The sequence below is a fragment of the Actinoplanes sp. NPDC019969 genome (genome assembly GCF_055562375.1).
This window is the reverse complement of record NZ_JBVHFK010000001.1, coordinates 916221-929277: the sequence shown is the minus strand read 5'-3', so window position 1 is coordinate 929277 and position 13057 is coordinate 916221. Positions and strand designations below refer to the sequence as shown.

General features: G+C 70.2%; 12 protein-coding genes. 1 reads left to right on the top strand and 11 read right to left on the bottom strand.

All coding sequences use genetic code 11. The features are described 5' to 3' along the window. Positions 1-75 precede the first annotated feature (75 nt). A complete protein-coding gene (locus tag ACZ3II_RS04440; RefSeq protein WP_465516179.1) occupies positions 76-825 on the top strand; it encodes a dienelactone hydrolase family protein in 750 nt (249 codons plus the stop codon). On the opposite strand, the gene ACZ3II_RS04435 is transcribed toward ACZ3II_RS04440, so the two are convergent. From ACZ3II_RS04435 to ACZ3II_RS04385, 11 genes are all read right to left on the bottom strand, one after another. Then, positions 822-1244, bottom strand: coding sequence for a VOC family protein (locus ACZ3II_RS04435; protein WP_465516178.1), 423 nt, complete (start codon positions 1242-1244; stop codon positions 822-824). The two genes, ACZ3II_RS04440 and ACZ3II_RS04435, sit on opposite strands and share 4 nt — an antisense overlap. A gap of 38 nt (positions 1245-1282) precedes the next feature. Continuing rightward, a complete protein-coding gene (locus tag ACZ3II_RS04430; protein WP_465516177.1) occupies positions 1283-1633 on the bottom strand; it encodes a hypothetical protein in 351 nt (116 codons plus the stop codon). 11 nt (positions 1634-1644) lie between these two features. After that, positions 1645-3240 carry a DUF2334 domain-containing protein gene (locus ACZ3II_RS04425; RefSeq protein ID WP_465516176.1) on the bottom strand — a complete coding sequence of 532 codons (1596 nt, stop codon included), beginning with the start codon at positions 3238-3240 and terminating at the stop codon, positions 1645-1647. Continuing rightward, a complete protein-coding gene (wecB, locus tag ACZ3II_RS04420) occupies positions 3240-4427 on the bottom strand; it encodes a non-hydrolyzing UDP-N-acetylglucosamine 2-epimerase (protein WP_465516175.1) in 1188 nt (395 codons plus the stop codon). The genes ACZ3II_RS04425 and wecB overlap by 1 nt, the downstream gene beginning before the upstream one ends. A gap of 34 nt (positions 4428-4461) precedes the next feature. Then, positions 4462-5790, bottom strand: a complete 1329-nt coding sequence (locus ACZ3II_RS04415; protein WP_465516174.1) for a glycosyltransferase — start codon at positions 5788-5790, stop codon at positions 4462-4464. 288 nt (positions 5791-6078) lie between these two features. Then, positions 6079-6975, bottom strand: coding sequence for a hypothetical protein (locus ACZ3II_RS04410; protein ID WP_465516173.1), 897 nt, complete (start codon positions 6973-6975; stop codon positions 6079-6081). A 114-nt stretch (positions 6976-7089) separates the two neighbouring features. Then, the gene (locus ACZ3II_RS04405; RefSeq protein ID WP_465516172.1) at positions 7090-7716 is read right to left on the bottom strand and encodes a GTP-binding protein; all 627 of its coding nucleotides are present in this window, start codon (positions 7714-7716) and stop codon (positions 7090-7092) included. Beyond that, positions 7694-8155, bottom strand: a complete 462-nt coding sequence (locus ACZ3II_RS04400; protein ID WP_465516171.1) for a DUF742 domain-containing protein — start codon at positions 8153-8155, stop codon at positions 7694-7696. Before ACZ3II_RS04400 ends, ACZ3II_RS04405 begins: the two co-directional genes overlap by 23 nt. Then, positions 8152-8598: a roadblock/LC7 domain-containing protein gene (locus ACZ3II_RS04395; protein ID WP_043533024.1), complete on the bottom strand. Its 447-nt coding sequence runs from the start codon at positions 8596-8598 to the stop codon at positions 8152-8154. Before ACZ3II_RS04395 ends, ACZ3II_RS04400 begins: the two co-directional genes overlap by 4 nt. After that, positions 8595-11549, bottom strand: a complete 2955-nt coding sequence (locus ACZ3II_RS04390) for a sensor histidine kinase (RefSeq protein WP_465516170.1) — start codon at positions 11547-11549, stop codon at positions 8595-8597. The genes ACZ3II_RS04395 and ACZ3II_RS04390 overlap by 4 nt, the downstream gene beginning before the upstream one ends. Position 11550: 1 nt before the next feature. Beyond that, positions 11551-12618 (bottom strand): hypothetical protein, encoded by a 1068-nt coding sequence (locus ACZ3II_RS04385; RefSeq protein WP_465516169.1) that lies wholly within the window; start codon positions 12616-12618, stop codon positions 11551-11553. Between the last annotated feature and the right edge of the window lie 439 nt (positions 12619-13057).

Genomic DNA, 13057 nt, shown 5'->3' with positions numbered 1-13057 from the left:
ACGGGGAACCGGTGGATGCGGAGATCCGGTGTTACGGTCCGCTTGATCGTCAGGATGGGTACAGGAGGTGCGGGAATGCCACAGATCCAGCTTGAGGTGCCGGCCGCGGACGGTGTCGCCGAGGCGTATCTCGTCACGCCGGAGGGGCCGGGCCCGTACCACGCGGTGCTGATGTTCATGGATGCGTTCGGCTTGCGGCCGCGGCTCATGGAGATGGCCGCGAAGATCGCCGAGCGGGGGTACGCCGTACTCGTGCCGAATCTCCTCTATCGTGACGCCGCCGGCCCGCTGGTGACGCCGGACGAGCTGACCGACGGCGCGAAGCGGGGCGCCGCGTTCGGCCGCCTGATGCCGATGATCAAGGCGCTCACCGCCGACCGGATCGCCGCGGACACCGCCGCCTACCTGGCGTTCCTGGACAGCCGCCCGGAGATCGTGGACGGACCGGCCGGCATCGTGGGGTACTGCATGGGCGGCAGGAACGCGCTGGTCGCGGTGGAGTCGCACCCGCAGCGGTTCGCGGCGCTCGCGAGTTTCCACGCCGGCGGGATCGTCACCGACGCCCCGGACAGCCCGCATCGGAACATCCCGGCATTGCACACCGAGGTCTATTTCGGGCACGCGGACAACGACGGGTCGATGACCGCGGAGCACATCGAGGCGCTGGAGGGCGCTCTCGCCGAAGCGGGCGTCGAGTACACCTCCGAGCTGTACGAGGGCGCTCCGCACGGCTTCACGATGAGCGACACCTCGATGCACGACGAGGCCGCGGAACAGCGTCACTGGGTGGCGCTGTTCGAGCTGCTGGACCGAACCCTGCCCTAGCTGAGGCAGAACTCGTTGCCCTCGGGGTCGGCCATCGTGAACCACGCGTGCGGGCCCTGCTGACCGGCCCACAGGAAGACGGCGCCGCGGGCGACCAGGCGGTCCCGCGCGGCCTCCCGGTCGTCCCCGTCCAGTCGGATGTCCACGTGCATCCGGTTCTTGACCGTCTTGGGCGACTCGTCGAACTGGAAGAGCATCCGCCGGCCGGTCTCCGGGTGGTTGATCGCGGCGCCGGTCCGCCACACCAGGTTGCCGTTGTGGTGGATGGTCTCGGCGTCGGTGGCGTACCCCTTGGCGATCATCTCCTTGATGAACGCCGCGTCCTGGGGCTCCACGGTCCAGCCCAGGGTCTCCGCCCACCAGTCGGCGAGCGCGTGCGGGTCGGTGCAGTCCACGGTGACCTGGAAGTCGTAAGCCATGAACCGCACGCTACCCACGGTTCCGGACGGAATCTGACCTAATTGGCGTACAGGCCGGGAAAAAATCGATCGATCGCCGTCACGTCGTACACATGCCTGATCTCGTTGATCTTCTGATCGTCGACGCCGAGGAACTCGACCAGGCGGGCCGTGCCGAACGGGCCCGCCAGGTCGTAGATCAGTGCCGAGCCGTCCACCGCGTCGGTCCGCGCGACCACCGTGACCCCGTCCGCGAAGGCGGCGATCCGGTGCAGCACCTGCAGCAGTTCCTCGTCGTCGACGGGCGCGTCGAGGTTCCACTCGGTCTCCACGTCCGGGGTCAGCAGCTGCCGTGCCCCGGGCAGATCGTCGCCGGTCCACGAACGGACCCAGAAGTCGACCACGTCCATGCGGTTGCCCCTCAGCCCTTCAGCATCGTGTCGGCGCTCACGAAGGTGTAGCCGGTCTCGATGATGCCCGGGACGAGCTCCTTGAGGAAGTCGACGCCGAGGTACGGGTGGTAGAAAAAGCTGGCCACGCCGTCGCGGACGACCAGGTTGCGCCGGGCGCTGGCGATCAGGTCGGCCGGCAGCCGTACCGGATGGGTGTTGTAGGCCTCCGGCTCCACGTTGCCGATGTTCTCCGGCACCACCGCCGAGCCGTAGACGTCGCGGACCAGGTACGGGAAGAACTGCCCGAACTGGCGGCCGTAGTCGTACGCGCCACCGGTGAGCACGCCGGGGAAGTACAGGCCCCGGTCGTACCGCTTGCCGAACAGGTTGTGCACCGCCTGGTAGTCGGCGGGGCTGGCCGCGTAGTGCGGGAACTCGAAGATCTTCGGAGCGCCCAGCCCGGTGGCCGCGAACACCGCGCCGGAGGTGACCATCCGCGCGGTGGCCCACGCGACCGAGTCCTCCTTGACCGGGCCGTCGTAGATCACCCGGTCGGCCGAGTCGACGTGCGCGGTGTAGAACTCGAAGTCGTTGCCGCTGGCACCGTCGTACGGGTTGTTCACCGCCCCGTACTGGTGGGTGTAGCCGTGCATGAGCAGCGTGCCGCCCTTGGCCTTCATGTACTTCAGCGCGCTCACCACGGCCGGCTTGGTGAGCAGCGTGTAGTCCTCGCCGCTCTTCGGGTTCCGGTACCGCGGGTAGACCGCGACGGTGAACGGCACCTTCATCGACGACAGGTAGTCGGCGATGGCGGTCAGCTCGGCCGGGTCGGCGTCCGGCCCGACGTCCTCGATCCGGACCAGGGCCCGGTGCCGTTCGGCGGTCTTCGGGGCGAGCGCGTCGAACAGCAGGTCCGCGAAGATCAGGTAGCGGTCGTCGTGGGTGACGTACGAGAACGGGATCTCACTGACGTACGTCAGGTTGCCGGACCGGACCGCCCACGGCAGCGCCGAACCGTCGGCCCGCTTCGCCGCGGCCAGCGTGGTGACCTTGGCGGCGTCGCTGATCGCCAGGTTCATCAGGCCGGACTTGTTGTCGTCGCTGCGGGTCAGGGTCCGGCCCTTGTAGGAGACCTCGGCGACGTCGCCGAAGTCGTACAGGCCGCTGGTGAACCCGAACTTCGCGGCGAAACCGTCCACCCTGGTGAGCTGCCAGACGTTGTCCCGGACCCAGATCACCGGCTTCGTCGAGGCGATCACGTCGGCCAGGAACGCGGCCGGCAGCGGCTCGTCGTACGTCGAACCCAGGTAGATCACGGCGGTGTAGTTCTTCAGGTCACCGGACCTGTACTTCGCCACCGGAGCGGCCGTCCACGAGCCGAAGTGCGAGCTCAGGTTCGCCGTCTGGGTGGCATAGACCTCGCCGAGCCAGCCGAAGTCGCCGGTGGTGTCGTACAGCACCAGGGTCTTGGCCGTGCCCCCGCCCGGCGCCGCGCTGCCGGACCGGCTGGTGGTCGTGACGCCGGCGGCGTCGGCCTCCATCGCGTGGAAACCGACGGTGGCGACTGCCGCTGCGGCCGCACCGGCGACGAGGACACTGCGGCGGGAGACGATGGTGGCGCGCATCAGACGATCACTCCGGTGGTGAGGGCGGACTGGTGGGCGACGGGCATGGCCTCCGGCGCGGGGCCGAGACCGAGGAGGTGCGCGGTGGCCTGCGCGGTGCGGACGGCGGCACGGCCATCGCCGTACGGGTTACCGCCCGCCGTCATCGCGTCGCGGCGCACCCGGCTGTCCAGCAGCGCGGACGCCTCCGCCACAATCAGCTCGGGGTCCGAGCCGACCAGCTTGGCGCAGCCCGCGTGCAGCGACTCCACCCGCTCGGTGACGTCCCGCAGCACCAGCGCCGGCACCCCGAACGACGGCGCCTCCTCCTGGATGCCGCCCGAGTCGGTGAGCACCAGGTACGCCTCGGACAGCAGCCGGGACAGGTCCGGGTAGGGCAGCGGGTCGGTGATCGTCACCCGCTCCACGCCGGACAGTGCCGCCGCCACCTGCTGCCGCACCGCCGGGTTCGGGTGACTGGGCAGGATCACGTCGATGTCGTCGTACCGGGCGATCAGTTCCTTGACCGCGCCCAGGATCCGGTCCAGCGGCTCGCCCCACGACTCGCGGCGGTGCGCGGTCACCAGGACCAGCCGGTTGGTGCTGCCGGCGCGGGCGGCGGCCACGTCCGGGTTCTCGAACGGCATCTTGCGGGCCGCCACCGCGAGCGTCGCATCGACCACGGTGTTGCCGGTGACCAGCACGTCCGTCGCGGCGATCTTCTCGTCCAGCAGGTTCATCGCGGCCAGCGGGGTGGGCGCCAGGTGCAGGGCGGCGACCTGGGCGACCAGGCGGCGGTTGCCCTCCTCCGGGAACGGCGACTCCAGGTCCCCGGAGCGCAGGCCGGCCTCCAGGTGGACGACCGGGATTCGCCGCCAGAACGCGGCCAGGGCGCCGGCCAGGCTGGTGGTGGTGTCGCCCTGGACGATGACGGCGGCGGGGGTGCGTACCGACCACAGCTCGTCCAGCTCGCGGATCATCGCGGTGAGCAGTTCGGCCTGGCCGCCGGTGGTGCGCTCGACCTGCAGGGTGATGTCGGGTTCCAGGTCGAAGGCGGCGAGCGCCTGGGTGACCATCGCCGGGTGCTGCCCGCTGGCCAGCAGAACCGGGGTGAGCAGGCCGGCCTCGCGCATGGCGAGCGCGACCGGAGCGAGCTTGACGGCTTCGGGGCGGGTGCCGCCGACCAGGTGGACTTCACGACGAGACATGGGGGAGCCTTTTCTCGAAGGGGGGAAGGGTGTTTCAGGCGGTGATGACGAGGGGTTCTTCGGCGAGACGCTCGGTCTTGGCCCAGCCCTGCCGGCCGCTGGCCTGCCGGCCCAGCGCGCGGTAGGTCGCGGCGAGACCGAGGATCAGGAAGGCGGGGTACGCGAGAGCGGCGGTCAGCATCCGGGCGGTGCGCTCGTCGCCGTGCTTGCGCTTGTGGACCAGAGCCCAGAGCACGCCCGGGAAGGTGGTCACCGCGAGCCAGACGCCGCCGCTCTCGGCCAGCGCGGCCCAGGTCGGCAGGAAGCTGATCGGGTGCCCGGCGAGCAGGCCGCCGAGCCCGGCGATCCCGGTCCCGATGAGCACCACCGTGACGATCGCGTTGGCCCACGGGGAGAGCAGGTAGTGCAGCATCTCGGCCAGGGCGATCCGGGCGACCCGCGGTGACGCGGCCAGCCGGCCCAGGTAGCGGGCGCACTGCATGTTGCCCTGCGCCCAGCGGGTCCGCTGCCGGGTGAGCCGACGGATGTCGACGACCGCCTGCTGGGTGACCGAGGCGCGGGAGGTGTAGCGGATGGCGACGCCGCCGAGGTGCATCCGCAGGCCGAGTTCCAGGTCCTCGACGAGGCAGCTGGACCAGGGCGCCGAGCCGAGGGTCTGCAGCGTGGACAGGCGGCTGAACTGGCCGTTGCCGCCGAGGCCGACGGTGTCCAGGGCGTCCCGCAGGTTCTGGCAGGCGTCGACGATCGCGCCGAACTCCAGATCCTGCACGGCGCCGAGGAGCTTGTTGCGGTTGCGGATCCGGACCTGCACCTGGGCCGCGCCGACCCGCTCGTCGCGCATCAGCCGGGACACCTCGACGAGGATGTTCTCGCTGCCCTGCCCGTCGCCGTCGATGATGCCGACGACGACCCTCTCGGCGGGGACGCCGGCCTCGGCGGTGAGCCGGGAGATGTGCCGGTAGGCGGCGTTCAGTGCCTCGCCCTTGCCCTGCCGGGCCTCGGGCAGGTCCCGGCGCATGACGTGCAGCCGGGGGTGGTCGATCGCGGCGAGCACCTCGGGGGTGCGGTCGTCCGAGCCGTCGTCGACGACCAGGACCCGGGACAGGGTTCCGGCCGGGCCCCGCAGCTTCAGCGCCGCGCCGACCGTGTTGGCGACGACGGCCTCCTCGTTGAGGGCCGGCACGATGATCCAGAAGTGTTCGGGGCGACCGTCGCCGCCGGCCACCGAGCGGTTGACCGACCGGGCGCGGTGCGTGCCCGAGTAGCGGAGCGCGAACCAGACCAGGACCACGGTGGAGATCGGCCAGGCGAGCAGCAGGGCGTATCCGGCGACGACGATCAGCCAGCTATCCGAAGCGGACATCGGTGCCTCCCCCGTGATGCTCACTGTCCGTGTCGTCCGCGCTTGGTGGCGTGGACGTAATAGGACATTAGGGAACTACCGAGCGTCACTCAAGGGGCGTGAGATGGATGGAGGTCAAAGCTGGCCGAAAGGGCTAACACAGACATCTCAGACTTCGCTGACCTGGCGAAACCGGGCGCGTTCAGGGGCGATTCCGGCATTTCGCGGCAGTGTCAGTGTGGAGTCATGTGACTTCAGAGAGTGACTAATGGGGCCGCGAGGCAGTGATTACTGCGAGTAATAGGCAGGCTACTGCGGGTTGTCGAGCAGGTTGGGGTTGTCGCGCAGCATGGCGGCCAGGCGACGGGCTGCCATCTCGGTCTCCTCCGGGCGCTCCACCTGCAGCGGGATCGGCTCGGGCAGCGGCTCCGGGAAACCGGGCTGCGGCTCGGCGTGCTGCGCGGTGAACGGGGCAGCCGGGGCATCGGCGTACGGGTGCGGGGCGTAGGAGGGCTGCGCGGCCGCGTACGGATGCGGGGGTGTCTGCGGTGGCACCGGCGGTGGTGGGGTCGCCGCGAACGGATGCGGGGTGATGTTGCCCTGATCGGCGTAGCCGGCGGCCTCGTAACCGAGGTGCTCGTGGCCGTACTGCCGCTCGGGGGTGAACGACTGCGCGGGCGCCTCGTGCCGGGGAGCGACCAGAGGCTGCTCGGCCGTGGCGGGCTCGGCGAAGTCGTAATCGAAATCGGTCGGGCCGAACCGGTCCTGGTCGTCGTGGCTGGCCCGTGGTCGCTCCGGAGCGGGAGCCGGCTCATATGCCGACGGTGACGGGGACGGCGGCGCGGGCGGCGGGGTCTGCTCGGGAGCCGGGACGGGTTCCTCGACCGGCTCCTCGACGTCGATCTCGAAATCGGCGTGCCGCGGGCCCGCCTCGGTGGCCCGGGCCGCGACCGTGTTGTCGGCGGTCACCTGCACCACGCCGTCAGCCATCGCGAAGTGCAGCAGCACCGGATCGCCGGCGCCCTCGACACCGACCGTGACACCCAGCTGGGGATTGCGGGAGATCACTCCCGCGATCGCCTCGACCAGCTCGGTCACCGCCGGCGGAGTGCCGCTGTTACCGCTCTCCGCGGCGGCGCGCCGCCGCAACTCGTCCCGCCGGGCGAGCTTGTCGAGCGCGTCGTCCAGTCCGCCTCGCACGGTCACCGTCCTTTTCCTACGGGTCGCCCGATACCCAACTCTGCCCCTCCGCGGGCCGGTTTGGGAACCGTCCCGTCCGCGGGTTGCGGGAGACCGTCACCGGGCGACCGGGTCCACACCCTACGACTTCATGCGGATCGCCTTGTCGAGAGCCTGGTCCAGGACCACGAGCAGGGCGTCGCGCACCGATGCGCGGAAGCGTGCATCGAAGGATATGACCGGCACGTCTTCACGCACCGCGAGGGCCCACCGGACCTCGTCGACGCTGTACGCCATCTGCCCGTTGAAGGTGTTGACGCCGACCACGAACGGCAGGCCGGCCCGCTCGAAGTAGTCGACCGCCGGATAGCAGTCGTCGATGCGGTTGGTGTCCACCACGACCAGTGCGCCCAGGGCGCCCTTGACCAGGTCGTCCCACATGAAGGCGAACCGGGTCTGGCCCGGCGTGCCGAAGATGTAGAGCTTCAGGGTCTGGTCGATGGTGAGGACGCCGAAGTCCATCGCCACGGTCGTGCCGGTCTTCAGGACCGCCTGACCGGGGTTGTCGATGCCGACCGACTCCGAGGTCATCTCGGCCTCGGTGGTGAGCGGCGCGATCTCGGAGATGGCGCCGACGGTGGTCGTCTTGCCGACCCCGAAGCCGCCGGCCACGATGATCTTGACCGGGACCGGCGCCTTCTTGGGCGCCGGAGCGCCGGGTATGCGCGCGGTACCGACGACGCGGTTAGCTGATGGATCGAAGTCCACGGATCACTCGCATGATGGTGTCGGGGTCGGGTGTGTCGTTCTCCAGCACGTGGACGTCGAGCTGACCGGCGGCGCGGAGATCGCCGACCAGGATGCGGGTGACGCCCAGGTGCAGGCGCAAGCGTGCGGAGATCTCGGCTACCGAGATCGGGCTCTCCTCACAGAGAGACACGATCGCCCTGGTTTCCGGTGAGAGCCGGGACGGTGGCGCACCAGGCACCAGCGTCACCTGAGTCTCCATACCGATGTCGGGATCGCCTCCATCGGTCCGCCCGGACGTGATGACGAACGGGCGCAGCTTGTTGGTCGATGCCTCGACCGGCGGTTGTTCCCCGGTAGGGGTGTAGCCACCGGTCGAGTGCTGAGGACCGGATTGCAGGAAGGGCCGGACTCCGGGGCGCGCCGGAGGAACCGGGTCGTCGGGGTCCGGGTAGGTCATTGCTGGACGGCGTTCTTCAGCTCGGCGATGAGACGCGGGCTCAGCGCGCCACCGGCACGGCTCGCGAAGAGGGTCATCTCGTACGCCAGGGTGCCGAGGTTGGCCGACCGGTCCGCGATGACGCCCAGCACCGAGCCCGCGCTGATCGCCGTGACCAGCAGGTAACCGTCGGCCATGTCGATGATGACCCGGTTCAGGGCGCCCAGCCGGTACCAGCTGGCGGCGCCGCCGGCGAGGCTGGTCAGACCGGAGACGACAGCGGCGAGACGCTCGGCGTTGGGCCGGTCCTTGATCGCCGACATCGCCATCAGCAGACCGTCCGAGGAGACGGCGATCGCTTCGATCACGCCCGCGGTGCCGGAGGTGAACGAGTCCAGCAGCCAGTTGAAGGTTTTGGCTTCGGCGCTGAGCTGACTGGGCGCGGTGGAGTAAGGGGAAGTCATCGCGGTTGTCCCTCGTGTTGTGGCTGACTTTCATTCAGTGCGAGCGCGACTCCGTACTCGAACTGATCCATGAGAGCCCGGGCGGCCTCGGGATCCAGCGTGGCCGGGGCCGGCGGGGTGATCGGTTGGTGCATCTCGTCGCGCGGGAGGGTCGCACCCGGTACACGACGGGTCAGCGGAGCCGAACCGTTGGAGGCCGGCGGAGGCGGCGGCGGGGTGGCCGGCACCGTGACCGGAACCGCGGGCGACACCGGGGCCGGCGTGTTCCACGACGAGTGGCTGAGGTCCGGCGCCGGCATCGAGACGCTGGTGTCACCGGCGTCCCACTGGGCCTTGCTGACACCGGCCTCGAAGGCGTCGAACGCGGCCCGGGCGGCGAGCGCGTCGTCCTCCGACTTCGGCGCCGCCAGCTGGTGCGGCTTGCTCTCCTCCGGCAGCTGGCTGCCGGGAACCCGGCGGCGCAGCGGGGCCGGGCCACCGGAACGCTCCTGCGGCGGCGCCGGGACGGCCGGCGTCTCCGCGACGGGCGCCGGAGCCGGGGCCGCCGGGGAGACCGGAATGTTCCAGGTCGGCTGGACGGCCACCTCGGCGCTCCAGCTCGGCTGCGCCGGCGGCAGCTCCGGAAGCGCGGCCGGGACGCGGCCGGCCACCGGGGTGCCCATGTCGTACTGCTGCACCGGTTCCGGGTAGCCGCCGGCCGACGGGTAGGCCGGCGCCTGGTAGGCCGCGGGCGGCGTCCAGACCGGCTCGGCGTCGTAGACGGGCTGGCCCGCGTACGGGTCGGAGGCGGTGTCCGGCGCCGGCGCGGAGGCCGGGCCGAACGCGTTCCACGAGTTGCCGGACTCGACGATGTGCGTGGCGCGGTTCAGCACCACCGGGTCGAACGGCTGCTGGCTGCCGGGCACCGAGCGGACCCCGGCGCTGGCGATCGCGACCTCGGTGGTGTTGCCACGCAGCGCACCCGAGTAGGCGGTGTTCGTGCCGTACGGGGCGGGCTCGGCGGCGATCTGCGGCACCGGCTGCGGCGCCTGCACCGCGGCCGGTCCCGGGTAGGCGGCCGGCGCCATCGGCGCGAGGTTCTCCACCCGGGCGATCAGGTGCGAGGAGTTGAGGTCGATCCAGGCGGTCAGACCGCCGTCCGGGGTGTCGGTCAGGGTCACCTCGATGCCGTGCCGGCGGGCGAGCCGGCCGACCACGAACAGACCCAGAACCTCGGTGGGCGCCAGGTCGAGGCGCTCACGGCGGGTCAGTCGCGCGTTCTCCTCGGCCAGACGCTCGGGCGCGAGGCCCAGGCCGTGGTCGATGATCGCAAGGCGGGCGCCGCCGCGCAGCTCGTCGGCGGTGACCGTGACGTTGGTGTGCGGCGGGGAGAACGTGGTGGCGTTCTCCATCAGCTCGGCCAGGAGCAGCGTCAGGTCGGCCAGGACGGCCGGAACCACGACGATCTCGTCCGGGATGTCCACCTCGACACGGGTGTAGTCCTCGATCTCACCGAGGGCGAGACGGACCACGTCACCGAGGGGCAGCGGGGCCATGTGGTCGTTCGCGCCGGCGCCACCGGAGAGCACGACCAGCGCGGACGCGTTCCGGCGCAGACGGCTGGACATGTGGTCCAGGCGGTAGAGCTCGCGCAGGCGGTCACTGTCGGTCTCGCGGCGCTCCAGGGAGTCGATCAGGCTCAGCTGACGGCCGACCAGGTTCTGGGTACGACGGCCGACGTGCCCGAACATCTGGGCGGTGTTCCGGCGGCCGTCCACCTGGCGCTGCACCAGCCGGGCCGCGGTGGTCTGCACCCGGTCGAACGCGCGGGCCAGGTCACCGATCTCGTCCTGGGCCTCGACGTCGACGGGGTCCAGGCGGATCGGGCGGACCTGGGCCTCGGCCTCGTCGTCGGCCACCCGCTCGAGCTCGGCCTCGGCCTCACGGGCGATCCGGTCGGCCGAGCTGGTGAGACGGCGCAGCGGCCGGGCGACCGCGCGGGCCATGAAAATCGACAGCGTGACCACCAGGATCAGCAGCAGGATGGCGCCGCCACCGATGAGCACCGACTGCCGGATGGCGCTGTCCCGGTTCTCGAGGACCGCGTTGTCCACGTCGTGGGCCACGCGCTTCTCGACGAAGCTACCGAGGATGGTCACCGTCTGCAGCGACGGGTACAGCGTCTTGATCTTCAGGTCCCGCAGCGCCAGCGTCGGGTTCGACGCGAGGGCGGCGGTGAACTTCTGGCCGACGCGCGAGTTGAACGCCTGCTGGGTGCTCAGATACAGCTTGTACTGCGCGTCGGTGAAGTAGACCTTCGAGGTCGTGATGATCGACGACAGCTGGGCGAAGGTCGAGCTGAACTGGCTCAGCAGCAGCGTCGCGGCCTGCGGCTCCTTGCCGGCCGCGACCACCGCCGAGGCGAGGTAGCAGGAGGCCTGGCTGATCAGGTCGTCGGAGCGCATGGCGCGGTCCAGGGCGTAGACCTGCTGGCCGACGCCGGTGGTCAGGTCGGCGCTGGTGGACAGGCCGAGACCGTCGATCAGCGGCGTGATCGAGTCGGTGAAGTCGTCGATGATGTCGACGACGCCGATCGACCCGTTCAGCACGTTCTGCCGGGTGCTGCTGAGCCGGGCGGCGCCGGCGATGGCACGGCGCATCTCGACCGGGTTGTCCTCGTCTGTGGCCAGACCGGCCACCGAGTCGGCCGCCTCGGCGCTCTGGATCACCAGGGTCGGGCGGTCCACCAGGCCGAGCTTGTAGCCGACCGAGAGCAGCCGCTCCTCCTGCAGCTCGATGACCGCCGCGCTCACCTTCGTGGCGCGCTGGACGGTGTCCGAGATGTTGCCGGCGGTGGTGGCCGTCTCGATACGCTCCCAGATGACCGGCACGGCCAGGCCGACGACGCCGAGCAGCGGCACCAGGATGAGCAGGGCGAGTTTGCCCAGAATGCGGAACTTACCGAATAGCACCTTAACGCTCCCACGCCGGCGTGCCGGTCCCGAAGCCGCCGGCGGGGTAGGCCGGCGCCGACGGCGGGTTGTCACCCTTGACCGAGACGTCCAGGCCACCGGTGGCGCCCTCGGCGCCCTCGCCGCGGACCTTGACGGCCCGGCCGGAGGTCCAGATGGTGGCGACCACGATCAGCGCGATGGCGACGGCGAGCAGCACCCAGGCCTCGGCCCGGCGGTAGTTCAGCTCGTCGAGCCGCTCGTCGAGCAGCGTCGACGTCTCCTTGAGCAGGACCGTGGTCAGCGCGCCCAGGGCGTTGGTCAGCGTGCCCTGCGCGGTCACCAGGGTGGACACGTCCGGGGTGCCGCCGAAGTTGGCGCCACGGTTGGCCGCCTCGATACCGCGGCGGAACTGGTCGAGGTTGTTCACCGTGTTGCTCGCCAGCGTGGAGCTCGAGGTGTCCTCGGCCGCGGCCTGCAGGTTGTCGGTCAGCTCGTCGACGCTCTCCTCGACGGCCATGACGGCGGCGCCGAACTCGACCTGGAGCTGAGCGCGCTTGCTCGCCTTGGCGGCGGCGACCATGTTCGCCAGGTCGCCCATCCGGCTCACGTTGGTGACGGCCTCGGGCATGTCGACCGCGATGGCCTCCTGCAGGAACCAGATGTCGCTCTGCTGGTCCTGGTTGAGCTTCGCGTTCTCGCGCACCTCGCCGTACAGCTCCAGCGCGAGGTCACCGGCCTCGACGTGCGCCTGGAAGACCTGGTCGGAGTTGCCGGTGATGCCGGGCAGGCGACCGATCTTCTCCTTCAGGCCGGCCCAGCGGCTGGTGGTCTCCAGCTCGTCGCCGAGACGCTCGTCCACGCCCTGCACCCGGGCGACGGCGGCGGTCAGGGTGGCCGGCTCCGCGGTCACGCCCTGCAGGGCCGACGACTGCGACTCGGCCAGGCCGCTGATCAGCGGCGCCAGCGCCGCGAGGTACTCGACGCCCTGCTGCTTGATCTCCGTCTCGTCCCGCTGAGTCGAGTTCTCATCCAGGACGCGCAGGAACAGGCCTGCGGTCGGCAGCACCACGAGAACCGTCAGCACCACCGCGAGAGCGGAGCGTAAACGGGCTCGCCGGCTGTTCACCGAGACTGACATTGCTTTAGTCCTCCGCCATGCACACGCGATGGGCCAATTGGAGGCTACGGAGAGTAGCCATGCGGGCGCACCGATCCGGGTCAATCTATCCGAGAAATCCTCAGAAAACCCCTTTCCAAGGGTCAGAGTTCGCTCGGCTGATCGGGGGATACGCGGCGCTGCCGCCTTGGCTGTACGAACGTTCAGCCGGGGGGCCGGGGGTGGGGGAATGCCAAGTCCGGAGCGCCGCGAGAGATCGTATCCGTACCGTCGTGCCGACGTGAATATGAGTTCTACTTCGGATTTGTTACATCTCGGCGTACCGAAATTCACACAGCGTGTCGGAATGGTGGCTCTGCGAAAGAAAGTCACGCCGGGTAATCGCGTTAACACATAAAAACGGGCCCCT

Excerpts from the sequence above, each read along its gene's own strand:
- ACZ3II_RS04440 (WP_465516179.1), top strand. The coding sequence starts at position 76 with ATGCCACAGATCCAGCTTGAGGTGCCGGCCGCGGACGGTGTCGCCGAG.
- ACZ3II_RS04435 (WP_465516178.1), bottom strand. The coding sequence starts at position 1,244 with ATGGCTTACGACTTCCAGGTCACCGTGGACTGCACCGACCCGCACGCG.
- ACZ3II_RS04430 (WP_465516177.1), bottom strand. The coding sequence starts at position 1,633 with ATGGACGTGGTCGACTTCTGGGTCCGTTCGTGGACCGGCGACGATCTG.
- ACZ3II_RS04425 (WP_465516176.1), bottom strand. The coding sequence starts at position 3,240 with ATGCGCGCCACCATCGTCTCCCGCCGCAGTGTCCTCGTCGCCGGTGCG.
- wecB (WP_465516175.1), bottom strand. The coding sequence starts at position 4,427 with ATGTCTCGTCGTGAAGTCCACCTGGTCGGCGGCACCCGCCCCGAAGCC.
- ACZ3II_RS04415 (WP_465516174.1), bottom strand. The coding sequence starts at position 5,790 with ATGTCCGCTTCGGATAGCTGGCTGATCGTCGTCGCCGGATACGCCCTG.
- ACZ3II_RS04400 (WP_465516171.1), bottom strand. The coding sequence starts at position 8,155 with ATGACCTACCCGGACCCCGACGACCCGGTTCCTCCGGCGCGCCCCGGA.
- ACZ3II_RS04395 (WP_043533024.1), bottom strand. The coding sequence starts at position 8,598 with ATGACTTCCCCTTACTCCACCGCGCCCAGTCAGCTCAGCGCCGAAGCC.